The organism is Burkholderia vietnamiensis LMG 10929, assembly GCF_000959445.1.
GTDB classification, from domain to species: Bacteria; Pseudomonadota; Gammaproteobacteria; order Burkholderiales; family Burkholderiaceae; genus Burkholderia; species Burkholderia vietnamiensis.
The window spans coordinates 2,382,794-2,406,294 of the sequence record NZ_CP009631.1 but is presented as its reverse complement, the minus strand read 5'-3'; the positions used below and the strand labels follow the sequence as shown (position 1 = coordinate 2,406,294).

Here is a 23,501-nt window from a genome sequence, read left to right as displayed (position 1 = left end):
CGTATTGGCCGCGAAGGCCCGGGAGATAACATGCAAGCCTCGTCAACCCATGAACCGCTGCAGCTGAAGCGCACGCTCGGCCTGCCGTCCGTGCTGCTGTTCGGGCTCGCCTATATGGCGCCGTTGATCGTGTACGGCACGTACGGCGTGCTGGCCAAGGCCAGCGGCGACACGGCCGCGCTCGCCTATCTGCTGGCGCTGGTCGCGATCGCGTTCACCGCGCTCAGCTACGGCAAGCTCGCGCGGCTCTATCCGACCGCCGGCTCGGCCTATACGTACACGCGCAAGACGTTCAATCCGCATCTCGGCTTCATGATCGGATGGGCGACGCTGCTCGATTACTTCTTCCTGCCGATGGTGATCTGGCTGATCGGCGCGGCGTACCTGAATGCGGCATTTCCGCACGTGCCGACCTGGATCTGGATCGTCGCGTTCATCGTGTTGACGAGCGGCCTGAACATCGTCGGCATCGAGCTGGCCGCGCGCTTCAACATCGTGCTGATGGTCGTGCAGCTCGCGATCGTCGCGATGTTCGTCGTGCTGTGCTGGCACTATGCATCGGCAGCGGCGGGCGCGGGCGGCATCGCGATGGCGGAGCCGTTCTTCAAGCCGCACGTACCGTTCGGCGCAACGATGGCCGGCGCGGCGATCGCCGCGTATTCGTATCTCGGCTTCGATGCGGTGTCGACGCTCACCGAAGAAACGATCGATCCGAAACGCAACATGCCGCGCGCGATCCTGCTGATTGCGCTGATCGGCGGCGCAATCTTCGTGATCGCGGCATATGCGATGCAGCTCGCGCATCCGGGCGTGGAATTCAAGGACACGGATTCGGCGGCCTTCGAAGTGGCGAAGATGATCGGCGGCGATCTGTTCGTGACGGTGTTCCTCGCCGGGCTGATCCTCGCGCAGTTCGCGTCCGGCATCTCGGCGCAAGCGAGCGTCGGCCGGTTGCTGTATGCAATGGGCCGCGACGAGATCCTGCCGAAGCGCATCTTCGGGGTCATTCATCCGCGGTTCAAGACGCCGGCCGTGAATATCGCGCTGGCCGGCATCGTCGGGCTGATCGCGTTGAAGCTCGATGTCGCCACCTCGACGTCGTTCATCAACTTCGGCGCGTTCCTTGCATTCACGGCCGTCAATCTGTGCGTGATTCGCCTGTACCTGTCGGGCCGTCATGGCGAGCGCCGGATCGGCGTGTTCGGCGGGCTCGTGTTCCCGGCGATCGGCGCGGTGGCCGACCTCTGGCTGCTGGCGAGCCTCGAGAAAACCGCAATCGTGCTGGGCCTCGTGTGGTTCGGGCTCGGGCTCGTGTATCTGTGCTGGATTACGCGGCTGTTTCGGCAGGCGCCGCCTGAAGTGGCGATTTGAGTTAGGTCGGCGACGCTTGCCGGCGTTGGGCGGCGTCGCGGATGTCAATCATCGCGCCGCCCTGTGGTCGGGCGGTGTCGTCAATGCGGGCGTCAGCGGTTGCGCCGGGCACCACGGCTCGCGTTTGCGATCGGTACGTCGTGGGCCGGGCTAACTGACGATGCTAGTGTCGAGCGCAGCCTTCCCGGCTGACGCGAAGATCGAAGCGCTCGACGTACCGAGTGGCGCACTGGCGGCAGTGCGCCGCTAACCTTTCGGTGGGCATCGTTCCGAGCCCGCCAAACCCGCACCGCATTCGATTCGGCGGAACGAGCCTTCGGCGCGTCGCGGTTCGAGTTGCCTGATGTTGCGGCTCATCATCCACTGCGGCATATCGAGCGTCCCCGCAGCCATGCTGCTGACTACCCGCGACCAACACCCGCACGAACACGACCGAGCCCGCAGCGACGATCGTCGACCAATCCAGCACAGCGGGTCATCCCCGATACCCCGACCGCGACGATCTAGCCGTCGCCAAGACGTGCGCGGTCCATCGCCGCGACGGCCTCTTTCAGCAGCGCGCGCAGCCACATGAGGCCCTGGTCCGACGTGCGATGCTTGTGCCATTGAACGGACTGCTCCATCGTGGGCACGGTGAGCGGCACGTCGCGCAACACGAGCGGCAGGTCGCGCGCAGCCGCTTCGGCGAGCCGCCGGTGCATCGTGGCAATCCGATTCGTGCCGACGAGCAGATGCGCGGGCGAGAGGAAACTGTACGTGCTCGCCTCCACGCGCCTCACGACGCCGAGCCGCTGCATGAACCAGGCTTCGAGCGCGGTCTGCCCTTCGCCGACCTGCACGACGATGTGCCCGGCGCCCATGTAGCGCTCTTTGGTCAGCTCGCCCTTTGCGAGCGGACTGTGCTCCCATAAAACGCAGCAGAACGTTTCCTCCAGCAGCACCTCGGCCGGATGCTCGGTCGAGCAATATTCCTTGGGGATGATGAGCAGGTCCGCTTCGCCGCGCTCCAGCACCCGGTGCGGATAGGCGACCTGCGGGCGCAGATCGAAACCGATGCCGGGCGCCTGCGCGTAGGCGAGCCTGAACAGGTGCGGAATCAGCGTCGTCATCGTGTAGTCGGACACGAACAGCCGGAACAGGCGACACGCCTGCGCGGGCACGAATTCGGGCTGGGCCGTCACCGTGGCATCCACACGGACGAGGATGTCTCGCACGGCGTCCTTCAGAGCCTCGGCACGCGGCGTGGGCTCCATCTTGCGACCAACCTGCACGAGCAGTTCGTCGTCGAAGTATTCGCGTAGCCGCGCAAGCGCGTTGCTCGTCGCTGACTGGCTCAGGTGGATTTTCTCGGCGGCGCGGCTGATGTTCTGTTCGCTCAAGAGCGCGTCGAGCGCGACGAGCAGATTGAGGTCGAGCTTGTTGAACCGCATGCGGGGCGTCTCCGTGCTTCTCATTCTTGTCGCGGTGTGAGCGCGGCATACAGGGTTACACCTGAGTGTATTCACACCATCGATAGCGCGTATGGATTGAATCCATTTCTGCAATACGTCGGCCTATCTTAACCTATGTCACATCCCGCTGCGATCACGCATGCATCGCGTCGGGAGGCCAGCGTCAGCGCACTTTCAGCGTGCACGTACGACTCGTGCGTGCGCCGCGCACGCCACGCTTTCCACTACTAAAGAGACGCCGCGCGGCACGAACGCCGTCCAGGTTGAGGAGACAGCATGTTGAAAAAATCGGCCGCAATGGCCATCGGCTGCGCAGTATCGGTAGCCGTTTCGATGAACCCGGCACAGGCATTCGAAGGCGGGGTTTCGCCGTATCCCGCGGGCGCGGTGGGCACGAATTTCGCCAATCTTCCGCCGATTCCGGGCCTGTTCGCGCTGCAGCAGTTCAACTACAGCTTTTCGAACGGCCTCTATGGCAACGACGGCAAGAAGCTGCCCATCCCGTTTCATTCGTCGGTGTTCTCCGAGACGACGCGTCTGCTGCTGGCCTATCCGTTTCATCTGCTGGGCGCGAACGTCTATACGCAGCTCGTCATTCCGGTGGTGTCGCTGCATACGAGCGTAGCGGGGCAGTCGGGCACGCAGAACGGCCTTGCCAACATCACGCTGACACCCGTGTTGCTGCAATGGCGCCTGTCGCAGAACCTTGCGATCGCGTCGGGCATCGACGTCGCGTTCGAGAACGGTTCCTACAGCCCCGTGAAGGCGAGCGTCGCGGTGGGCTACACGTCGGTGCAGCCGGTGTTCTCGATTCGCTACAACGCGCCCAACGGCCTCGACGTCGGCATCGCCAACCGCCTGCTGCTCAACGCGAAGAACGGCACGACGAACTATCGCTCGGGCAATGGCTATGTCGGCGAGTTCGAGGCCGGCTGGAACTTCGGCCCCTGGAAGCTCGGCGTGGTGGGCGAGTATCTGAACCAGTTCAGCGACGACAAGGCCAACGGCGCGAACGTGGGCAATCGCATGCGGACCTTCGGCATCGGCCCGTCGCTCGTCTACGACGCGAGAAGCTGGAACATCAACCTCAACTATCAGCAGGGCGTGTATGCCGCGAATACATCGAAGAGCAACAACGTGTGGCTGAACATCGCCATTCCGCTGTGGCCCGGCTTCGGGCGCAAGGGCTAGCGCTTACGCGCGCATCGCAAGCAATACGTCATTTCAACGAAGGCAATCAGTATGTTTCGCTACTTTCCTACCAACTACGTCTGGAACCTGTCCGTCGATCTCGCCATTGAAATGGGCGCGCGCATGGGCGAAATCGAGGACATGTGCGCGCCGCTAATGGAGGCGTCGCGCCAGCCCGACGCGGAAGGCACCCGCGCGTTTCGCGAAGCCTGGGTCAAGACGGCCGACCGCCTGTGCGACCTCGCAGGCGAAGATGAAGCGCAAGGACGGCTGCTCTCCGCGGGCGAGAAATACCGGCGTGCCGCCATGTATCTCATCACGGCCGAACGCATGCTTGCGCACGATGCGCCCGGGCGCATCGACCTGTACCGCCGTTCGCTCGATACGTTCGACCGGGCCATCGCGCTGACCGGCGAAAACTGCGAGCGCGTGGCCATTCCCTACGGCGATGGGCACTTGTCCGGCCTGCTCGTGAAGGCGCAGCAGACCGGCGGCGCGCGCAGCCCGCTGCTCGTGCAGGTGAACGGCCTCGATTCGACCAAGGAAATGAAGTACTTCGTCGGCTTGCCGGCATGGCTCGCACAGCGCGGCGTGTCGTCGCTGATCGTCGATCAGCCCGGCACCGGCGAAGCGCTGCGGCTGCATGGCATGCACGCGGTCTACAACACCGAGGTCTGGGCGAGCCGTATCGTGGACTGGCTCGAAACGCGCGACGACGTGGACGCAAAGCGGATCGGCATGGAGGGCGTCTCGCTCGGCGGCTACTACTGTCCGCGCGCGGTCGCCTTCGAGCCGCGTTTCGCGTGCGGCGTCGTATGGGGCGCGAATCACGACTGGCGCGACGTGCAGAAAAAGCGCCTGCAGCGCGAGGGCAACTTCCCGGTGCCGCATTACTGGAAGCACGTCTGCTGGGTCTGGGGCGCCAAAGACATCGACGACTTCATGCGCATCGCGGAAGACGTGCATCTCGACGGCGTGGTCGAACGCATCAAGGTGCCGTTCCTCGTCACGCACGGCTCGAAGGACTCGCAGATTCCCGTGGCCTGGGCGCATCGCACCTACGAGCAGCTCGTGAACAGCCCGAAGCGCGAACTGAAGATCTTCACCGAACGCGAAGGCGGCGTGCAGCACTCGAGCTTCGACAACTCCATCAACGCGGGGCACTTCATCGCCGACTGGGTCGCCGAAACCCTCGGCGGACGCACCGCACGCTGATCCACCTTTTCTTGGAACGCAATCTTATGAACATCATCGGACTCGATACGCTGGCCTTCGGCGTGGACGACGTCGCCGCGTGCGGCCAGTATCTGATCGACTATGGCCTGGTGCCGGTGCGCCGCGACGACACCGGCGGGCGCTTCGAAGCGCTCGACGGCACGGGCATCGAAATCGCGCATCGCGACGACGCGCGCCTCGCACCTTCACTCGGCACGGCGAGCATGCTGCGCAAGACCGTCTACGGCGTGGCCGATGCCGCGGCGCTCGATGCGATTGCCGACGAGCTGCATCGCGACCGCGAAGTGCGCACGCTCGCCGACGGGTCGATCGAATCGGTGGACGACATGGGCTTTGCCATCGGCTTTCAGCTCACGAAGCGCCGGCCGCTTTCGCTGCCCGCCGAGCCGGTGAACGCGCCCGGCGCGCCGGCGCAACGCGCACCGAACGTGGTCGGCGCACGAGACGATGCCGCGCTCACGCCGCGCACGCTTTCGCACGTCGTCTACTTCGTGCCGGACGCCGCGCGCGCCGAGGCGTTCTACGTGGAGCGGCTCGGCTTTCGCTGCACGGACCGCTTCACGGGCGTCGGCCCGTTCCTGCAGCCGGCCGGCACGCTCGACCATCACACACTGTTCATGATCGAGACGCCACCGTTCATGAAGGGCTGCGAACACTTCACGTTCCATATGGGCGGTCCGAGCGAGGTGCTTCAGGCAGGCACGCGGTTCGTCGCGAAGGGCTACCAGTCGTTCTGGGGGCCGGGGCGTCACCGCTTCGGCTCCAACTGGTTCTGGTACTTCAACAGCCCGTTCGGCTGCCACGTGGAGTACGACGCCGACATGGACCTGCACGATACGGACTGGACCGCACGCGAAGCCGCGCTGGGCGCGGACACATCGCAGCTGTTCCTGTTCCAGCATCGCGAGAACTGGGCGCCGGGCGCGGCGCCGCCGGCCGGCGTCAAGGCGGACTGACCGCGCACGACCATGTCCGAGCCATTGCTTCGAGTACGCCTGGCAAGCGTCGCGGATCTGCCCGATCCCGGCGCGCGCGGCTTCGATCCCGACGGAGCGGGGCGCGACACGATCTTCGTCGTGCGGCGCGGCGAGCAGCTTCATGCGTGGCGCGACGCCTGCCCGCATTTCGGCGACACGCCGATGGCCTGGCGTAAGGACGCCTATCTGAACGGCGACGCCACGCGCATCGTCTGTCACGCGCACGGCGCGCAGTTCGACATGGCGAGCGGCGTGTGCCTGCTCGGGCCGTGCCTCGGCCAGCGGCTGATCGCGGTTCCCATCGAAGTGACGGAAGACGGCTACGTCGTGCTGGTCCGGCACGACACACGATCGATCACATAAAGCACCAGGAGACACCCCTATGACATCCTCCCTTCAGCGCATCCTCGTCATCGGCGGAGGGTTCGCCGGCATGACGACCGCGATCCAGTGCGCGAAGCTCGGCCTGAGCGTCGATCTTGTGGAAATCGACACGGGCTGGCGTTCGTATGGCGCGGGCATCAGCATCGGCGGCCCGACGCTGCGCGCCCTGCGCACCGTGGGCGTGCTCGACGCCTTCTTCGAACACGGCCACGGCGGCGACGGCGTGAACCTCTTCACCGCCGCGGGCCATCCGATCGGCACGTTGCCGACGCCGCGCGTAGCGGGCGACGACGTGCCCGGCGGCGGAGCCATCATGCGCCCCGCGCTGGCCGGAATTCTGGCGGATGCGACGCGTGCGGCCGGCGTGCACGTGCGGCTCGGCTGCACGTTCTCGCAGATCGCGCAGCGCGACGACGGCGTGGACGTGACGTTCACGGACGGCACGCACGGCCGCTACGATCTCGTGGTGGGCGCCGACGGCCTGTACTCGAAAGTGCGCGATGCCGTGTTCCCGAATGCGCCCAAGCCGCGCTACACCGGTCAGGGCGTGTGGCGTGCGGTCGTGCCGCGGCCGGCGGAGATCGCCTGCGCCACGATGTGGTTGGGGCAGAAGGTGAAGGTCGGCGTCAATCCTGTTTCGCAGGAAGAAATGTACGTCTTCGTCACGGAAGACCGGCCGACGAACGAGCGCGTCGATCCCGCGCACTGGCCGCGCATGCTCGCGGATCTGCTGGCGCCGTTCGGCGCGCCGCTGGTGCAATCCATTCGCGCGCAGGTGGGACCGCAGTCGCACTGCATCTATCGTCCGCTGGAAAGCCTGCTGCTGCCGCAGCCCTGGTTCAGCGCGCGCGTGGTGCTGGTGGGCGACGCCGTGCACGCCACCACGCCGCATATGGCCGCGGGCGCGGGCATCGGCATAGAAGACGGCATCGTGCTGGCCGAGGAGCTGGGACGCGGCGCGACGGTGCAGGCGGCGTTGCAGGCTTTCCAGGCGCGGCGCTGGGAGCGCTGCCGCATGGTGGTGGAAAACTCCGGGCGCCTCGGCGAGATCGAGATCAGCGGCGGCGACAAGGCTGAACACACCCGCATCATGCACGAGACGCACCAGCGGCTCGCGCAGCAGATCTGACGACCGGAGCCACGATGGAAACGAACCTTTCTGCGGCACACGCGGCGCATGCCGCGCACGTCGACCTGCCGGGCGGCGCCGATGCGGACGCGGATGCGGGCACCCGCCTGCGCGCATCCGGCATCGCGGTCCTGCTGATCTCGCACTGTGCCGGCATGGTCGATCTGGTCGCCTTGCCGGTATGGGTGGGCACCCTGATCGGCGCATACCGGCTCGACCCACAGCAGGCCGGCCTGCTCGCCACGCTGTTTCTGGCGGGGGCCGTCGTCGGCAGCCTGTTCTTCTCGCCGCGCCTGAACCGTCTGCCGGCGCGCGTCATGGCGACGCTCGGTTTCGGCACGGCGACGCTCGCGTTCGTCGGCATCGCGTCGATTGACGGCTATGCGGCGATGGCGGTGCTGCATGCGTTGGCCGGTATCGCCGTGGGCTGCGGGCTGAGCTTCGCACACGGCACGATCGGACGCAGCCGCCATCCGCATCGCCTGTTCGCCGGCGCGGGGCTCGCGCTCGGCATCTTCGCAATCGCGTTTCTGGGCGGCACGCCTGCGTTGATCGCGCAACACGGCGGCGCCATGCTGTTTCGCGTGTTCGCGGGGATCATGGCTACGGCGGCGATTGCCTGCGCCCTGGCATTCCCGTCGATTCGCGCGCAACACAGCACGGCGTCGGTCGCCGAGCCGCGCTTCGCGCGCGCGGTCTGGTTCGGCATGGCAAGCGTGGGATGCATGGGGCTCACGCAGTCGATGCTCTTCAGCTTCGTGCAGCGCATCGGGCTCGACCACGGTTTCGGCTTCGGCGCCGTGACGGGCACGCTGATCGCGCTCGGCTTCGTCAACCTGTTTCCCGCACCGGTGGCGGGGCTGCTCGAACGGCGCATCGCGGGGCGCAGGGTGGTGCAGGGCGGTCCCATCTTACAGGCGGCGCTTGCGTTGATCATCACGCACAGCGCGACCGTCGGGCCGTATGCCGCGGCCACCGCCGTCTTTGCCGCCGTGATGATCTTCACCCATACCTTCGCGTTCGGCATGCTCGCCCGCATCGACCGTACCGGACGCGCCGTTGCCGCGACGCCCGCCATGCTGATGACGGGCGCCGCAATCGGGCCGCTCCTCGGCGGCACGCTCGTCAAGCATTCGGGCTACGGCAGCCTGGGCATTGCGGCGGCCATGATCGCGGTGGCGGCGGTGTTCTGCTTTTCGCGGCTCGAGGGCCGTCCTGATACGCAAGGAGTCAACGCATGAAGCCCGTTCGCCGGTTTGTCGATCTCTCCATTTATCTGGAGAACGACGTGCTGTCCGATCCGCCGCCGCTCGCGCCGAAGATCACCTACCAGAAGCACGCAGACACGTTGCCCGAATTCATGGCCATGCTGCCGGGCACGAAAGCCGACGATTATCCCGACGGCGAGGCTGCCGCCGCGGAATGGGTCACGCTCACGACGCACAGCGGCACGCATCTGGACGCGCCCTGGCATTTCCATTCGACCATGGACGCACGGCTCGGCGAGGCGCGGCCGTCCATCACGATCGACGAGGTGCCGCTGGAGTGGTGTTTCCAGCCCGGCGTGAAGCTCGATTTCCGCCATTTCCCCGATGGCTACGTCGCGAGCGCCGCCGATGTCGAGGCCGAACTGGCGCGTATCGGCCACGCGTTGCAGCCGCTCGACATCGTCGTCGTGAACACGCGGGCCGGCTCGCGCTATGGGCACGGCGATTACGTGAACGCGGGCTGCGGGATGGGCTACGAGGCCACCATGTATCTGCTGGAGCGCGGCGTGCGCCTGACGGGCACCGACGCCTGGAGTTGGGACGCGCCGTTCTCCTACACCGCGACGAAGATTGCGCAGACGGGCGATACGTCGCTGATCTGGGAAGGGCACAAGGCCGGCCGCGACATCGGCTACTGCCATCTGGAGAAACTGCACAACCTCGAAGCGTTGCCGCCCGCCGGCTTCACGATCAGTTGCTTCCCGCACAAGATCCGCGGCGCTTCCGCCGGCTGGACGCGCGCCGTCGCGATTCTCGACCAACCCGATGCGGAGCGCGCAGCATGAGCTTTTCCACCATTCGTCGCGTCGTGACCGGCCATGACGCCAACGGCCGGGCGATCGTCATGTCCGATGGTCCGTTGTCCACCGTCGCGGAAATTGCCGCGATTCCCGGCACGGTATTCCACGAAGTCTGGAGCACGTCGGAAAGCCCCGCGGTGGTGAACAACGGCTCCGATCCCACCATCGGCGAGCTCATGTTGCCGCCGCCGAGATACGGCACGCGCGTGCGCTTCGTCGACATTCCGCCCGACACGCCGGAGTTTCTCGCGCACGGCGCCGCGGCCATGCATGCGGCGTTCAGCCAGATCGGCGACGCCGATGCATCGACCGTCCAGGCCGACTCGCCGCATCCGCTCATGCATCGCACGGAGTCGATCGACTATGGCGTCGTGATCGAAGGCGAGATGACGTTGATACTCGACGGCGCCGAGGTCGTGCTGAAGCAGGGCAACGTGGTGATTCAACGGGGGACCAACCATGCGTGGGCGAATCGCTCGGGACGCATGTGCCGGATGCTGTTCGCGTTGATCGACGGCGTCTACGACCCGGCGATTGCCGCCGCGCTCGCGAGCCGGACGGAGAGGGAGGCACGATGAAATTCAGTTCGTTGCCGGACGGCGCCGATGGCCGCCTGCTGCTCGTGTCGCGCGACCTTCGTTATGCCGTGGACGCCGCACCGATCGCGCCGACGTTGCTCGATGCGCTGCAACGTTGGGACGCGGTCGCGCCGCTACTCGCGGCACGTTACGACGCGCTGAATGCGGGCGCGTTGCCCGACGCACGCCCGTTCGATCCGCAGGCTTGCGCTGCGCCGTTGCCACGCAGTCCGCAGTGGTGCGACGGCTCGGCGTTCCTGAATCACGGTCGCCTCATGGAACAGGCGTTCAATACGCCGCCCATCTCCGAGTTCGACACGGTGCCTGTGATGTACCAGGGCGCAAGCGATGATTTTCTCGGGCCGCACCACGACGTGCCCTTGCCGGACGAACACGACGGCATCGACTTCGAAGGCGAGTTCGGCGTGGTGGTGGCAAACGTGCCGATGGGCGTGTCGCCCGACGATGCGGTTCGGCGCGTGCGCCTCATCGTGCAGCTCAACGACTGGAGCCTGCGCGCGTTCGGGCCGCGCGAGATGAAGACCGGCTTCGGGTTTCTGCAGGCCAAGCCCTCCACGAGCTTTGCGCCCGTCGCGGTCACGCCGGACGAACTGGGCGAGCATTGGCGCGACGGTCGCGTGCATCTGCGTTTGCACGTGGACTGGAATGAGCGCTGGTTCGGGCATCCGCACGGCGGGGAAATGAGCTTCGGGTTCGGCGAGCTCATCGCACATGCGGCGCGTACGCGCAGGCTGTCGGCGGGGACGATCGTCGGTTCCGGCACGGTGTCGAACGTGGACCGCGGCGCCGGGTCCGCGTGCATTGCCGAGCGGCGCGTGATCGAGATGATCGATGAAGGAAAGGCACACACACCGTTCATGCAGTTTGGCGACCGCGTTCGCATGACGGCTCGCGACGACGCGGGCGGCACGCCGTTCGGGTCGATCGACCAGCAGGTCGTGCGCGCGTCTCGCGACGCAGAGCAGGTCAGGGATGAGGTCATAAGCGAGGTCACAAGCGAGGCGCTGCGATCATGAGAGTGCTCGTCACAGGAGCGGGAGGATTCGTTGGGAGGGCGCTTGTCGAGCGCTTGCTGCACGATGGCATCACGCAGTCCGGCGATGTGTCGGAACTCGTGCTGATCGATCGACGAGTGGAGCGCGCGCCAGGTGACACGCGCGTCACGGCGGTGGCCGGCGATTTCGGCCGCCCCGAGATTCTCGAGCCGCTACTCGCGAGACCAGTGGACGTCGTCTTTCATCTGGCAAGCATGCCCGGCGCGCAAGCGGAAGCCGAGCCGGCTGCCGGCGACAGCGTCAATCTGTGGGGCATGCTCACGCTGTTCGAACTTCTCGCGAAGCAGGCCGTGCTGCACGACGGGTACGCGGCACGCGTGGTCTACGCGAGCAGCGTTGCGGTGTTGGGCGAACCGTTGCCGAACTTTGTCGATGAGCACACGGCGCCGCACCCGGCCACGAGCTACGGTACGCACAAGCTGGTCGGCGAACTGATCCTTGCGAACTGGACGCGTCGCGGCGAGCTGGACGGCCGCGCGCTGCGGCTGCCCGGCATCGTGGCGCGGCCGGAGTTGTCGTCGGGACATGGGTCGGCGTTCATGAGCCAGATCTTTCGCATGGCACAGCGCGGCGAGGCTTATACGTGCCCCGTGTCGCGCGACGCTACCGCATGGTGGATGTCGCGAAGATGCTGCGTGGACAACCTGCTGCACGCCGCGCGCATGCCGGCGGCGTCGTTGCACGCGGGCCGCGTGTGGACGCCGCCCGTCTTGCATCTTTCCGTGGGAGAGATCGTCGATGCGTTGCGCCGGCGCTTCGGCGCGTTCACGATCGACTACGCGCCCGTGGATCAGATCGAGCAACGTTTTGGACGGCAACCGCCGCTCGTGGATAGGCGAGCGCTCGAGGCCGGGTTTCGGCACGATGACACTATTGAAAGGCTGGTGGAGGCGGCGCTCGAGGGCGGCACGGACGCGTGACGTGAAACGCAGGTTGTCTCGATGCGGCAAGTGCGTGATGGCAATCTGCGCTTGAGACGTTTCCTTGCGTCAATCTGGTTCGTGGGATGTCAGGTGTCCGCAGCACGGACGCAAACATCGCAGAAGCAATCCGTGCTCGAGTCGGTCGTGGCCGAGCGGCGAATCTGCCGCGTCGTCAATTCCAGCCGGTTGGCCGTTTGAGCCGACACCCGGCTACAGCCTCGATTATTTAGCGGAAACGCGACATTACTACTTTGCTCTTACAATCGCTCCGACTGATAATAATGATTATGTCAAATCAAGGATTCCACCAACGACCAACAGACCCCGTCCCCGCAGTTCGCCCCGAACGGTAGCCGTCTATCGACCCCCAGTGGACCGCGTCCAAACTCGCGACCGCAGCCCGTACGGCGCCGTTCCCGATCTTCCCGGCGAGCCACGAACTGCGAATCGCAAGCACCACACACCCGTCAGGACACCCACATCCCGAGCATCTTGTGCGAAAAATGCGCGCGTTCGGCGGTTTCCATCAGCGCGAGAAATTCGTCTTGCGTCATATGGATCAGCGCCTCGTGATCGCCGGCCTCGAAATAAACTTCCGGCTGCTGCGCGAGTTGCTCCTCGAGGAACGTCTTCATCCCGTACGCCATGCATATCGGCGGCAACGCGCCCATCTCGCAATCCTTGAACAGTTGGCGCAGTTCGATTTCCTTGGCAAGAACGAGATGGCGTCCGGTCTTGATCCACAGGTCGGAAAACCGGATCGCGTGCGACGTCGGCAGCACCACGGCGACGTAGCCCTGATCGTCCTCGAGCAGAACTGTCTTGGCGAGCCGTTCGCCGGGGATATGCGCGGCTGCGGCCGTCTCCATGCTGGTATGGCTATACGGGTGGTACACGACTTCGTACCGGGATGACTTCTCGCGCAGGCAGTCCTGCAGCGTCGCGGAAACAGGCATCGCACACCTCGTCTGGACGAATCGAGCGAACGAAGTTCGCTCCGGATTCGTTCAGCATAGGTCGCATTCCGGTCAATGAAAACGGCCTCGGATCGTCTCGAGACCAGCGGCGATCGTCGCTTTCGGCCCCCTTTCCCGATATGCCGTTCGACCATGTTGACGGCATGAAAAACGAATCTGGAATATGCGAAAAACGAGCGATGAACCACCGCGCTGAAGACGGTTTTGGAGAAGCACATTCAGGCGCAGCAACGCGCGTCAATAGGATGGAAGCCGGAAAAAAAGACCGTTAGTTGCAAATAATGGGGAGACACAATGCCGCTCGATCATATCGTCCGCATCGGCCCGAATCGCCCACGCAGCCCGAGCCGCAAACCACCGCGCCGACCCGCGAACCGCACCCTATACTGAGCCAAGACAACCCGCCGACCGTGAGGCAACCGACTTCCCCGGAGCGACCATGCACTACCAGCTGATCTACGAACTCGTCGACGATTACCTGTCCCGGCGCGAGCAATACCGTGCCGAGCATCTCGCGCTGGCGCGCGCGGCCACGGAACGCGGCGAACTCGTGCTCGCCGGCGCATTGCAGGATCCGGCCGATCAGGCCGTGCTCGTGTTCGAAAGCGATTCGCCGGCCGTCGCTGAATCGTTCGCGCGCGCCGATCCGTACGTGCAGAACGGGCTCGTCAAGTCGTGGCGCGTGCGGCCGTGGCGGGTCGTCGTCGGCCGGCACGCACCGGGCTAGGCTACGGCCTACAACCACCCCGCCCGCTTGAAGCGCCACCACAGCGCGAGGTCGGCCACGGCCATCGCGGCGATACAGCCGTAGAAGCCATATTTCAGGTGCAGTTCGGGCATGTTGGCGAAGTTCATCCCGTAGATGCCCGCGATCATCGTCGGGATCGCGAACAGCGCGGCGAACGACCCGAGCCGCTTGGTCACCTCGTTTTCGGCCAGCGAGATCATCCCGAGGTTCACCTGGATCGCGGTCACGACCATTTCGCGCCGCCCTTCGATCGTCTTCACGATGCGTTGCAGGTGGTCGTACACGTCGCGAAAGTAATGTTGCATCCCGCTGCAGACCTGCGGGATACGCCCGCCCGTGAGCTTCGCGAGCGGCTCCATCAGCGGCGCCGTGTGCTGATACAAGGTCACGAGCCGGCGCTTGAGCGAATAGAGATCCTCGATGATCGCGCGCGACGCAGCAGGCGTCGCCTTCGCGAAGATCCGGTCCTCGAGCTCCTCGAGCTCGGCGCCGAGCGTTTCCAGAATCGGAAAATAGCGGTCGACGACCTGATCCATCAGCGCATAGAACACGAACGCCGAACCTTCGCGCAGCAGATGCGGCTCGCGCTCGCAGCGCTTGCGCACGTCGCGAAAGTCCTGTTCGGTATGGTTGCGGATCGACAGCACGTAGTTCGGGCCAACGAACACATTCAGTTCGCCGACCTTGAATTCGCCGTCGTCGTCCAGTTCGACGGTATGCAGCACGGCGAACAGCGAGTCGCCGTACTCCTCGATCTTCGGCCGCTGGTGCCCCTTGCGGGCATCCTCGAGCGCAAGCTCGTGCAGCCCGAATTCCTCGCCCATCAGGTCGATTTCGTCGGGCGTCGGCTCCTTCAGCGCGACCCAGACGAAACATTCGGGCTTCGATACGTAGTCGCTGATGGCGTCGATATCGATGTCGGCCAGCTTGCGGCCGTCCTGGTATGCAGCACAGTTGATCAGCATGGTGTCCGTGGCGTTGCAGTTTTCGCACCAGTTTACCGGTTTGACTCGCAATCGGCCCGGCTTGCGCCGCTCGCCGATATTGGTCATGATCGGGCTGCATGCGCCGTGGGCGCATGCGTCGGCATCGCTTCGACACACGCGCGGCAGCCCCGCGCGGCCCAACCTTCAAGGAGACGAACCCATGTGGTATTTCTCGTGGATACTCGGCATCGGCGTGGCGCTCGGTTTCGGCGTCATCAACGCGATGTGGCTCGAGGCCGAAGTGTTTTCGCGCGGCAACAAGGGCTCCGACGCGTCGCCTGCCGATTCGGGGAGCCGGTATTCGTGACGCATCTGGTGTTCTTCTGCGGTCATGCCGGCACCGGCAAGACCACGCTCGCAAAGCGGCTGATCGGGCCGCTGATGCGAGCCACCGGCGAAGCCTTCTGCCTGCTCGACAAGGACACGCTGTACGGCCGCTACAGCTCGGCCGCGATGGGCGCCCTCACCGCCGACCCGAACGATCGCGACAGCCCGCTCTACCTGAAACATCTGCGTGACCCCGAATACCAGGGCCTGCTCGACACGGCCCGCGAGAATCTCGCGCTCGGCATCGGCGTGCTGGTGGTCGCCCCGCTGTCGCGCGAAGTGCGTGACGGGCGCATTCTCGACCGCGACTGGCTCGGCATCGGGCCTGACATCTCGCTGACGGTCGTCTGGGTCCACACCGCCGAAGACGTCGCGCACCAGCGGATCGTCGCGCGCGGCAATCCGAACGATGCGTACAAGCTCGCCCACTGGGACGAATACCGGCAGCGCCGCTTCGTGCCGACCGGTGACGAATGCGACGGCATCGTGATGTTCGACAACACCGCACCGTCCGACGCGGACATCGACGCGCTGCTGCACCGCCTCGCGCAGCCGCACGAGCAACCGGCCGCCGGCGCGTCGCGGTCGGCCTGAACGCTCCCCTGCCCGCCTGACGCCGCGCGACGCGGCGCCTGCGTCGAAACGACAACGCCGGAAGCGCTGTTGCGCTCCCGGCGTCGCCTTTACCCTCGTACCAAAGACGCGTGCGTCACGCCAGTGCGTGCACGCGCTCCATCGTTCCGCCTTCGTACAGCTTGCCGAAGCGGTTCGCGAGGAACGCCTTCAGCGAGACCTTCTCCTGCGGGATGAAACCGCTCTGCGGCAGCTTCTTTTCGCGGAACAGATCCAGCACCGCGCACATCGCGCCAGCCGTCGTGATCTGGATCGCGCTCATGTGCATCCCGCATACGTCCTTCGCGAAAATCTTGCGCGTGAATACGTCCTGCACGAGCTGGCCGTCCTTCACGCCCGTCACCGTGACGAACACGAGCACGACGTCCTGCTTCGTCGACGGCACCGCGCGGCGCATGATCGCCTTCAGCGTGTCGCGGTCGCTCGACAGGCGCAGGTCCTCGAGCAGGAACTGCACCAGCGCACGGTGGCCCGGATAGCGGACGGACTTGTAATCCAGCGACTCGACCTTGCCCGACAGCGTTTCGCACAGCGTGCCGAGGCCGCCCGACGTGTTGAACGCCTCGTATTCGGTGCCGTCGAGCGAGAAGTGCTCGAGGCCTTCGAGCGGCTGCACCCACTGCTTGCGGCCGTCGCGGATCGCTTCGCACGGCTGGCAGTATTCGTTGATCAGCCCGTCGACGCTCCAGGTCAGGTTGTACTTCAGCGCGTTCGTCGGATACTCGGGCAGCGCGCCGACGCGCATCTTCACGTCGCGCACTTCGCTGAAACCGTTCACGAGCTCGTGTGCGGCGATGCCGATGAAGCCCGGCGCCAGCCCGCATTGCGGCATGAACGCGTGGTCGGAGCCGTCGGCGAGTTCGCGGATCGCGTGGGTTGCGCGCACGTCCTCGGTCAGGTCGAAATAGTGCACGCCGGCCGCCTTCGCTGCCGCGGCGACGTTCACCGCGAGGTAGTACGGCAGCGCATTGACGAGCGCATCGAAGCCCTTCACGGCTTCGCGAATCGCATTGGCGTCGGCCGAATCGACCCGCTGCGTCGCGATGCCTTCACGTGAGAGCTTGGCAAGCGCATCGGCGTCGCGGTCGAATGCCACGACCTCGTAGTCGCCCGTTTCACGCAGCATGTGAGCAATGGTGTGACCGATCAGACCTGCGCCGACAATGGCGATTTTCATGCGCTTATCTCCTGATGATGGGTTTGGTGTTCGTGTACGGCGTCGAGCCATGAACACAGTTTAGGGACGCGCAAAATCAGTTCCAAGACGAAGAATGATGCGAAACGACCGATAAATTCGACTAATTGACGAATGGTTTCGTCGTTTCGACGAGATCGTATAAAAATCGCAGATATGTCGCCGGGCAAGCGGCTGGCGCGGGCGTATGAAGCGAATGGGGGCGTGCTGAAGCCGCAATGCGGGACAGAGGCGAGACATCATGACGCGCGCCGACACGCGTTCGCCGCACCGATGCATGCGCGAAGAGGCCTGACATGACGCGACGCAATGCGCTCGTTGCGCGGGCGTCACGGAGAGAAACCGAGGAATAGCCGACGCAGCTCGACGTGACGCGTCGGTCCTGGCGTCGGTAGAGAGAATGAAGAAACATCGGGCACGGCCCGACATCACCCGCCGCAGCCGGCGTTACCGGCGAGAAACGAAGATACGGCCAGCACGACGGCGTACCGCGCCGCAGCCAGCGTCACCGGACCAAAACGAAGAAATAGCCGGCACGAGCCGACGTAACACGCCGCAGCCGACGCCGCCGGCGAGAAACGAAGAAACAGCGAGCGCGACCCGACGTTACGCGCCGCGACAGACGCCATCCGAGACAAGCGAAGAAACGGCCAACGCGCCCCGACCTCCCCCCGCCGCGGCCCGCGTCACCAGAGGGAAACGAAGAAACACCCGGCGCAACGACCCACATCGCGCCACGGCGTCACGCATGAAGCACGCATGCGCCTCATCATCCACCGATGGTGCCGCGATCGATCTTGCGCGACAGAATGATCGACGTCGTCGTGCGCTCGACACCTTCGAGCGAGCCGATCTGGTCAAGCAGGTCGTTGAGCCGCTCCGGCGAATCGGCGCGCAGCCACGCGACATAGTCGTATTCGCCGCTCACCGCGCACAGCAGTTGCACTTCGGGCATCCGGTCCAGCTTGCGCAGCACGTCCTTGCCGAACTTCGGCGTGAGGATGATGCCGACGTACGCGTAGATGCTCGCGTCCAGCACGTCCTGCCCGAGCCGCACGCTGTAACCGGCGATCACGTTGGTGCGCTCGAGCCGCGCGATGCGCGCGACGACGGTCGTGCGGGCGACGTCGAGCTGTCGCGCGAGATCGGCGACGCTCGCGCGCGCATCGGCTTGCAGCAGCGCGACGAGTTGCCGGTCGAGATCGTCGAGTTGGTCGAGGCGAGGTGGACGCATGAGGCTGGGCCGGCGTGCAGCGCGCCGGCGAAATGGAACGTGACGCGATGATAGCGCCGAACCCGCGACCCGCCCACACGGCATGGCGCGGGAGCGGCTTCCCGATGTCGCACGCCGGCATGACGCGGCCGGCCCATCGCAGGTGTCGCAGGCAGCGCGATATGGCACGACGCCCCAACCGAACGCCCCCCGCCCCACCGTGCGCCCCACCAACATCGATTTCGACAAGTATCCGATGTAAGCAAGTGTCGCTTTCACTGCCGGGTTGCAGCCGACGTGCTACTAATATCGGGCGATGCGAGATGCGCGCCCGCGCCCGCTCGCACGACACCACCCCGGAGAGCCCATCATGAAGAAAATCTCGCTCACCCTTGCGATGCTCGCCGCGGCCGCCGGCGCCTTCGCGCAAAGCCAGCCGCAACCGGCCTCGATGCCCGCCGCGTCGGCGCCCAGCGCCGAACAGCGCGCCGCGCGCCACGAAGCGCGCGTCGAGCAACGCATCAAGTACCTGCACGACCAGCTGAAGATCACCTCGGCGCAGGAGCCGCAATGGAAAACCTTCGCCGACACGATGCGCGAGAACGGCGACACGATGGGTCGCCTGTATCGCGAACGGATGGAAAGCCGCGACGTATCGGCGGTCGACGACATGAAGCAGTACGCGGCGCTCGCGCAAGCGAACGCGGACGGCGCGAAAAAGCTCGCCGACGCCTTCGCGCCGCTCTACGAGTCGTTCCCGGCCGACCAGAAGGCGCTGGCCGACACCACGTTCCGCAGTTGGCTGCATCACGGCGGCGCGCATCGCGGCAAGGGCAAGGCCGCGCCCCGGGAAGGCAAGGCAGCCGCCGCGCCGGCCGCCAGCGCGCCCGCGCAGCCTTGACACCCATCGCCACCGCGCGGCTCGCGCACGGCTGAGCGGCCGAGCGCCTGCCGCTGCCGCCGGAACCGGCGCGTCACACGGCGCGCCGAATTCGGGATAAGCTCCCGGCTTTTCCCGCACTTCCCCCGCCATGCTCGAACTCAAGCACATCGATCTGCGTACCGACCCGCAGGCCCGTCGCGTCGTCAAGGACGAAACCGTCACGGTCGCATTCGCGCAGGCCGACGGCGAACTGATGAGCCTCGAAGGTCCGAACCGCTATGTCGCGGGCGACGCGCTGGTCACCGGCTCGACCGGCGACCGCTGGGTCGTGTCGCGCGAACGCTTCGACGTGAAGTATCTGCCCGCCGATCCGGCGCTCGCGCACGGCGCGCCCGGTGCATACCGCAACCGCCCGGCCGTCGTGCTGGCCCGCCGCATGGACGAGCCGTTCACGATCGCGCGCTCCGAAAACGGCGACACGCTGCGCGGCACCGCCGGCGACTGGGTCATGCAATACGCGCCCGGCGACTACGGCGTCGTGCAGGCACAGCGCTTCGCCCAGGTCTACCGCGACGCGTAACGCGTAACGCCCGACGCCGCACACCGGCTCCGCGCCGGCACGCCCGCGGCGTCCACCTTCACGCAAAGTCCTCGTCGAGTTCGAGTTCCGCATTGCGCTCGATCGCCTCGCCCGCCGCATGGCGTTCCTCGAGCGAACCGAGCATCGCTTCCGTGTACGCATGCAGCACCGCGTGGCTGCGCGCGCGCTGCATCGGCCTGAGCGCCAGATAGCGCGCCAGCGCGGCCGGCACGATGCGGATGTCGAGCGTCATGCGTTTCGGCGTCGAACCGAAGCGCATCGCGAGCCACTGCACGGACAAAAAGCGCCCGCGCTCGTCGCTGCTTTCGGTAAAGCGCGTCTGCTCGGGAAAAAGCTCGCAGATCACGCGCGCTAGCGCATCGAATTCGGCGCTCTGGCATTCGATCAGATAGTCGTCCATTCGCTCTCCCCCGTCAGGCCGCCGCACGCGGCGGCCGGCACGTTTTCATCAGCACGGCGACCAGCATCGCGGCCAGCACGAAATACACGGCCTCGAGCCAGCCGGCCGGCAGCGCCCGCACCTGGTACAGCAGCGCCAGCGCATGCAGCACGATCGCGAGCGGCAGCACCATCGCGCGGCCGGCGCGCACGCCGCGCCACACCAGCACCGACAGCGCCAACTGCACGACGAACGCCGCGCAGCGCTCGAGCAGCAACAGCAGGATCGACTGGGCCGACAGCGTCGCGAGCATCACATGCAGCCGCACGACGGTATCGCCCGGCAGGTCCGCGAGCTGCGTTTCGAGCTGTCCGCGGCTCGCCAGCCACGCGAGATACGACCACTGGCCCCACACGAGCACGCCGACGAACCACGCTTCGGCGCCGGCATGGCCGAGCCCGTAGCCGATGCCGCGTCCGTCGCCGGCCGACGCCCCATAGCGGCGGCTCAGGAAGCGCATCCCGACGTAGCGGCCGACCTCCTCGAACACGGCGCTCGAGAGCGCACCGTACGCGACGAACGCAAGCGGCTGCGTGAGCCAGCCGCCGTCGGGCGTGCGGCTCAGCACGAGGCCATGGAAGGCGCGTTCGACGATCATCGCGAACAGCGTGAAGACGGCGACGCCGACGATCGTGTCGCGGCGGTCGAGCGCAAGCGGCTTGCGCAGCATACGAAACAGCACGAACGGCAGCAGCGCGATGATCAGCGTGGCGGCGATCAGCACCGCCAGCGTGACGGGGGCGACAGTCATGTATTTCCTTGTTCGGAGCGGCGCACCCGCTGCGCCGCGTGCCCGAATGATACTCAGCTTGCGGTCGACGCGCGCACGACCAGCTCGCCGCGCAGCAGCGCGACACGCGCGTCGCCGCCCGCGCCGTCGATGCGCTCGTGCACGAATTCGACGGCCTTGTAGCCGATCTCGTAGGTCGGCTGGCGAATCGTCGTGATGCCGATCAGCTCGGCCCACTCCGGGTCGTCGATCGACAGGAGCGCGGCCTTCTCCTGCCATGCCGGGCCGAAGCGCGCGCGCAGATGGCGCGCGATCGCGAGCGCGACCGGGCCGTTCGCCGCGAACAGCGCCGCGCGCGCACCGCGCCGCAATGCGTCGTCGACGCGCGCGTCGAGGTCGGCGAGCGCCGCCGCCGCGGTCGCGGGCTCGTTGAGGTCGAGCACGATCGTCGGCGGCACCGGCAGCCCGCGCGCGTCGAGCGCCGCGCGGAACGCGGCCTCGCGCAGACGCCGCGAGCTGACGCGCTCGAACGGCTGCACGATGAAATGGATCGCCTCGAAGCCGCGCGCGATCAGGTGCGCGAGCGCCGTCTCGATCGCGTCGGTGTTGTCGAGGCCGATCAGGTCGGCCTCGAAGCCCTCGACCGTCCGGTCGACCAGCACGGCCGGGATGCCGCCGCCGCGCAGCGGGCGCAGCGCGTCTTCCTCGGCGCCCAGCGCGTTGACGATCAGCCCTTCGACGCGGTAGGTCGTGAGCAGCTGCAGGAAGCGCCGCTCCATCTCGACTTCATTCGCGGCGTGGCAGATCAGCGGCATGTAGCCGAGCGCGTGGCACGCGGCCTCGACGCCCTGCAGCACTTCGACGGTATACGGATTGGTGAGGTCGGCCGCGAGCATGCCGAGCAGCCGGTTGCGGCCGCGTTTCAGCCCGCGCGCCATCTGGTTCGGCCGGTAGTTCAGGCGGGCGATCGCCGCCTCGATCCGCTGGCGCAGATCGGCGGACAGCACGTGCGTCTCGCCGTTCAGATAGCGCGAAACGCTGGTCTTGCCCGTGCCGGCCTCGCGGGCGACGTCGCTGATCGTCGCCGGACGCTGCGTGGAAGGTTGCGAATCGCTCAAGTCGTGCCTCGCGACGTACGATCCGCGCCGCTTCGTCTGCGGACGGACCTTTGTTGTTGGATACGAAAGCCGCCCGGCCCGCGTCGCCGCGATCGTGCTGCGCGCTCGCCCGCTGCGGCCACCTGAACCGGATGGCGCCGGCCGCACCGGACCCGGCACGGATGCCCGTCGCACCACGCCGCCGGCCGCGCGGCCGGTTCGTCGATGCGACGAGCGGGCGATCATAACGCAGCCTGCCCTCCCGCACCAAGACCGCCGCCTCTATCCGCCCCCGCCGCCCCCGCCGGTCACGCGCCGGCGCTCACGCATGCGCGAGCGCGTCCGGATTGACGAGATTCGTACGCAGCGTGCCGGCCAGCGCGCCGACCAGGTTTTCCGCCGCGCAGCGCGCCATCGCATGACGCGTCTCGTGCGTCGCCGAGCCGATATGCGGCAGCGCGACGACGTTGCTCATCCGCAGCAGCGGCGAGTCGGCCGACAACGGCTCCTTCTCGAACACGTCGAGCCCCGCGCCGCGGATCGTACCCGCGCGCAGCGCGTCGATCAGCGCGGCCTCGTCGACCACCGGGCCGCGCGACGCGTTGATCAGGATCGCACCGCGCTTCATCTTCGCGAATTCGGCCGCGCCGATCAGATGATGCGTCTGCGGCGACAGCGGCACCTGCAGGCACACGAAATCAGACTGCGCGAGCAGTTCGTCGAGCGTGACGCGCCGCGCGCCGTACTGCTGTTCCGCTTCGGCGTGCGCCGAACGGTTGGTGTACAGCACCTGCATCCGGAAGCCGAGCGCGGCGCGGCGTGCGACCGCGCCGCCGATGCGCCCGAGCCCGACGATGCCGAGCGTCTTGCCCTGCACGTCGGTGCCGTACAGTTCGGGGCCGATGCTGCGCTGCCAGTGCCCGGCCTTGACCCATTCCGCCAGCTCGACCACCCGGCGCGCGGACGCGAGGATCAGCGAGAACACGGTGTCGGCGGTCGATTCGGTCAGCACGTCGGGCGTGTGCGCGAGCACGATGCCGCGCCGCGTGAGATCGGCGACGTCGAAGTTGTCGTAGCCGACCGAGATCGTCGACCACGCCTTCAGCCGCGGCGCGCGATCGAGCATCTGCGGCGTGATCTTCAGGCTCGCGCCGATCGCGCCGTCCGCCTCGCCGAGCGCGTCGGCGAGCGCGTCGGCGCCGTCGGCCCGGATCACCTCGGCGTGCTCGCGCAGATACGCGAGTACGTCATCGGGCAGCGGCTTGTACGCGACGATACGAGGCTTCAT

Annotated in this window: 25 protein-coding genes; 16 read left to right on the top strand and 9 right to left on the bottom strand. The window is 66.4% G+C overall.

The annotated features are described in order from the left end of the window. The first annotated feature begins 30 nt into the window (after positions 1-30). The gene (locus AK36_RS20925; RefSeq protein WP_011884877.1) at positions 31-1,371 is read left to right on the top strand and encodes an APC family permease; all 1,341 of its coding nucleotides are present in this window, start codon (positions 31-33) and stop codon (positions 1,369-1,371) included. Between the two features lie 503 nt (positions 1,372-1,874). On the opposite strand, the gene AK36_RS20920 is transcribed toward AK36_RS20925, so the two are convergent. Further along, positions 1,875-2,801 (bottom strand): LysR family transcriptional regulator, encoded by a 927-nt coding sequence (locus tag AK36_RS20920; RefSeq protein ID WP_045579103.1) that lies wholly within the window; start codon positions 2,799-2,801, stop codon positions 1,875-1,877. A gap of 297 nt (positions 2,802-3,098) precedes the next feature. Between AK36_RS20920 and AK36_RS20915 the strand changes: the two genes are divergently transcribed. The 10 genes from AK36_RS20915 to AK36_RS20870 are packed head-to-tail and all read left to right on the top strand — an operon-like array spanning position 3,099 to position 12,381. After that, on the top strand, positions 3,099-4,013 hold the full coding sequence (locus AK36_RS20915; protein ID WP_011884882.1) for a SphA family protein: 915 nt from the start codon (positions 3,099-3,101) through the stop codon (positions 4,011-4,013). 51 nt (positions 4,014-4,064) lie between these two features. Then, positions 4,065-5,228, top strand: coding sequence for an alpha/beta hydrolase family protein (locus tag AK36_RS20910; RefSeq protein WP_045579102.1), 1,164 nt, complete (start codon positions 4,065-4,067; stop codon positions 5,226-5,228). A gap of 26 nt (positions 5,229-5,254) precedes the next feature. Beyond that, complete coding sequence (locus AK36_RS20905; RefSeq protein ID WP_045579101.1) at positions 5,255-6,205, top strand: VOC family protein; 951 nt, start codon at positions 5,255-5,257, stop codon at positions 6,203-6,205. 12 nt (positions 6,206-6,217) lie between these two features. Continuing rightward, the gene (locus AK36_RS20900; RefSeq protein WP_034193139.1) at positions 6,218-6,589 is read left to right on the top strand and encodes a Rieske (2Fe-2S) protein; all 372 of its coding nucleotides are present in this window, start codon (positions 6,218-6,220) and stop codon (positions 6,587-6,589) included. A 19-nt stretch (positions 6,590-6,608) separates the two neighbouring features. Then, positions 6,609-7,739, top strand: coding sequence for an FAD-dependent oxidoreductase (locus AK36_RS20895; protein WP_045579100.1), 1,131 nt, complete (start codon positions 6,609-6,611; stop codon positions 7,737-7,739). Positions 7,740-7,753: 14 nt separating this feature from the next. After that, entirely contained in the window at positions 7,754-8,980 is a 1,227-nt protein-coding gene (locus tag AK36_RS20890; RefSeq protein WP_080938702.1) for an MFS transporter, read from the top strand. Then, the gene (locus tag AK36_RS20885; protein ID WP_045579099.1) at positions 8,977-9,792 is read left to right on the top strand and encodes a cyclase family protein; all 816 of its coding nucleotides are present in this window, start codon (positions 8,977-8,979) and stop codon (positions 9,790-9,792) included. The genes AK36_RS20890 and AK36_RS20885 overlap by 4 nt, the downstream gene beginning before the upstream one ends. Further along, on the top strand, positions 9,789-10,385 hold the full coding sequence (locus tag AK36_RS20880) for a cupin domain-containing protein (RefSeq protein WP_045579098.1): 597 nt from the start codon (positions 9,789-9,791) through the stop codon (positions 10,383-10,385). Before AK36_RS20885 ends, AK36_RS20880 begins: the two co-directional genes overlap by 4 nt. Further along, a complete protein-coding gene (locus AK36_RS20875; protein ID WP_045579097.1) occupies positions 10,382-11,422 on the top strand; it encodes a fumarylacetoacetate hydrolase family protein in 1,041 nt (346 codons plus the stop codon). The genes AK36_RS20880 and AK36_RS20875 overlap by 4 nt, the downstream gene beginning before the upstream one ends. Further along, entirely contained in the window at positions 11,419-12,381 is a 963-nt protein-coding gene (locus AK36_RS20870) for an NAD-dependent epimerase/dehydratase family protein (RefSeq protein WP_045579096.1), read from the top strand. Before AK36_RS20875 ends, AK36_RS20870 begins: the two co-directional genes overlap by 4 nt. Positions 12,382-12,851: 470 nt before the next feature. Here the strand turns inward: AK36_RS20870 and AK36_RS20865 are convergent, their stop codons facing one another. Next, positions 12,852-13,340: an aminoacyl-tRNA deacylase gene (locus AK36_RS20865; RefSeq protein ID WP_011884894.1), complete on the bottom strand. Its 489-nt coding sequence runs from the start codon at positions 13,338-13,340 to the stop codon at positions 12,852-12,854. 460 nt (positions 13,341-13,800) lie between these two features. Here AK36_RS20865 and AK36_RS20860 point away from each other — a divergent pair, with 460 nt between their 5' ends. Further along, positions 13,801-14,088, top strand: coding sequence for a YciI-like protein (locus AK36_RS20860; protein WP_011884895.1), 288 nt, complete (start codon positions 13,801-13,803; stop codon positions 14,086-14,088). Between the two features lie 8 nt (positions 14,089-14,096). On the opposite strand, the gene corA is transcribed toward AK36_RS20860, so the two are convergent. Beyond that, positions 14,097-15,074, bottom strand: a complete 978-nt coding sequence (gene corA, locus AK36_RS20855) for a magnesium/cobalt transporter CorA (RefSeq protein WP_034193146.1) — start codon at positions 15,072-15,074, stop codon at positions 14,097-14,099. Positions 15,075-15,255: 181 nt separating this feature from the next. Here corA and cydX point away from each other — a divergent pair, with 181 nt between their 5' ends. Next, positions 15,256-15,402 carry a cytochrome bd-I oxidase subunit CydX gene (cydX, locus tag AK36_RS31500; RefSeq protein WP_014723062.1) on the top strand — a complete coding sequence of 49 codons (147 nt, stop codon included), beginning with the start codon at positions 15,256-15,258 and terminating at the stop codon, positions 15,400-15,402. Next, positions 15,399-16,016 carry a P-loop nucleotide/nucleoside kinase family protein gene (locus tag AK36_RS20845; protein ID WP_011884897.1) on the top strand — a complete coding sequence of 206 codons (618 nt, stop codon included), beginning with the start codon at positions 15,399-15,401 and terminating at the stop codon, positions 16,014-16,016. Before cydX ends, AK36_RS20845 begins: the two co-directional genes overlap by 4 nt. Before the next feature lie 115 nt (positions 16,017-16,131). On the opposite strand, the gene AK36_RS20840 is transcribed toward AK36_RS20845, so the two are convergent. Next, positions 16,132-17,232 carry a saccharopine dehydrogenase family protein gene (locus AK36_RS20840; protein ID WP_011884898.1) on the bottom strand — a complete coding sequence of 367 codons (1,101 nt, stop codon included), beginning with the start codon at positions 17,230-17,232 and terminating at the stop codon, positions 16,132-16,134. 787 nt (positions 17,233-18,019) lie between these two features. Beyond that, positions 18,020-18,484 carry an Lrp/AsnC family transcriptional regulator gene (locus tag AK36_RS20835; RefSeq protein WP_011884899.1) on the bottom strand — a complete coding sequence of 155 codons (465 nt, stop codon included), beginning with the start codon at positions 18,482-18,484 and terminating at the stop codon, positions 18,020-18,022. Positions 18,485-18,833: 349 nt separating this feature from the next. Here AK36_RS20835 and AK36_RS20830 point away from each other — a divergent pair, with 349 nt between their 5' ends. Next, positions 18,834-19,364, top strand: a complete 531-nt coding sequence (locus AK36_RS20830) for a Spy/CpxP family protein refolding chaperone (protein ID WP_011884900.1) — start codon at positions 18,834-18,836, stop codon at positions 19,362-19,364. 130 nt (positions 19,365-19,494) lie between these two features. Further along, positions 19,495-19,926, top strand: coding sequence for a PGDYG domain-containing protein (locus AK36_RS20825; RefSeq protein ID WP_034193149.1), 432 nt, complete (start codon positions 19,495-19,497; stop codon positions 19,924-19,926). A 58-nt stretch (positions 19,927-19,984) separates the two neighbouring features. Here the strand turns inward: AK36_RS20825 and AK36_RS20820 are convergent, their stop codons facing one another. From AK36_RS20820 to AK36_RS20805, 4 genes are all read right to left on the bottom strand, one after another. After that, entirely contained in the window at positions 19,985-20,347 is a 363-nt protein-coding gene (locus AK36_RS20820; protein ID WP_011884902.1) for a DUF3022 domain-containing protein, read from the bottom strand. Positions 20,348-20,360: 13 nt separating this feature from the next. Then, positions 20,361-21,137: a YhfC family intramembrane metalloprotease gene (locus AK36_RS20815; protein WP_045579095.1), complete on the bottom strand. Its 777-nt coding sequence runs from the start codon at positions 21,135-21,137 to the stop codon at positions 20,361-20,363. A 53-nt stretch (positions 21,138-21,190) separates the two neighbouring features. Beyond that, on the bottom strand, positions 21,191-22,234 hold the full coding sequence (locus tag AK36_RS20810; protein ID WP_011884904.1) for a LacI family DNA-binding transcriptional regulator: 1,044 nt from the start codon (positions 22,232-22,234) through the stop codon (positions 21,191-21,193). Positions 22,235-22,535: 301 nt separating this feature from the next. After that, the gene (locus tag AK36_RS20805) at positions 22,536-23,501 is read right to left on the bottom strand and encodes an NAD(P)-dependent oxidoreductase (RefSeq protein ID WP_045579465.1); all 966 of its coding nucleotides are present in this window, start codon (positions 23,499-23,501) and stop codon (positions 22,536-22,538) included.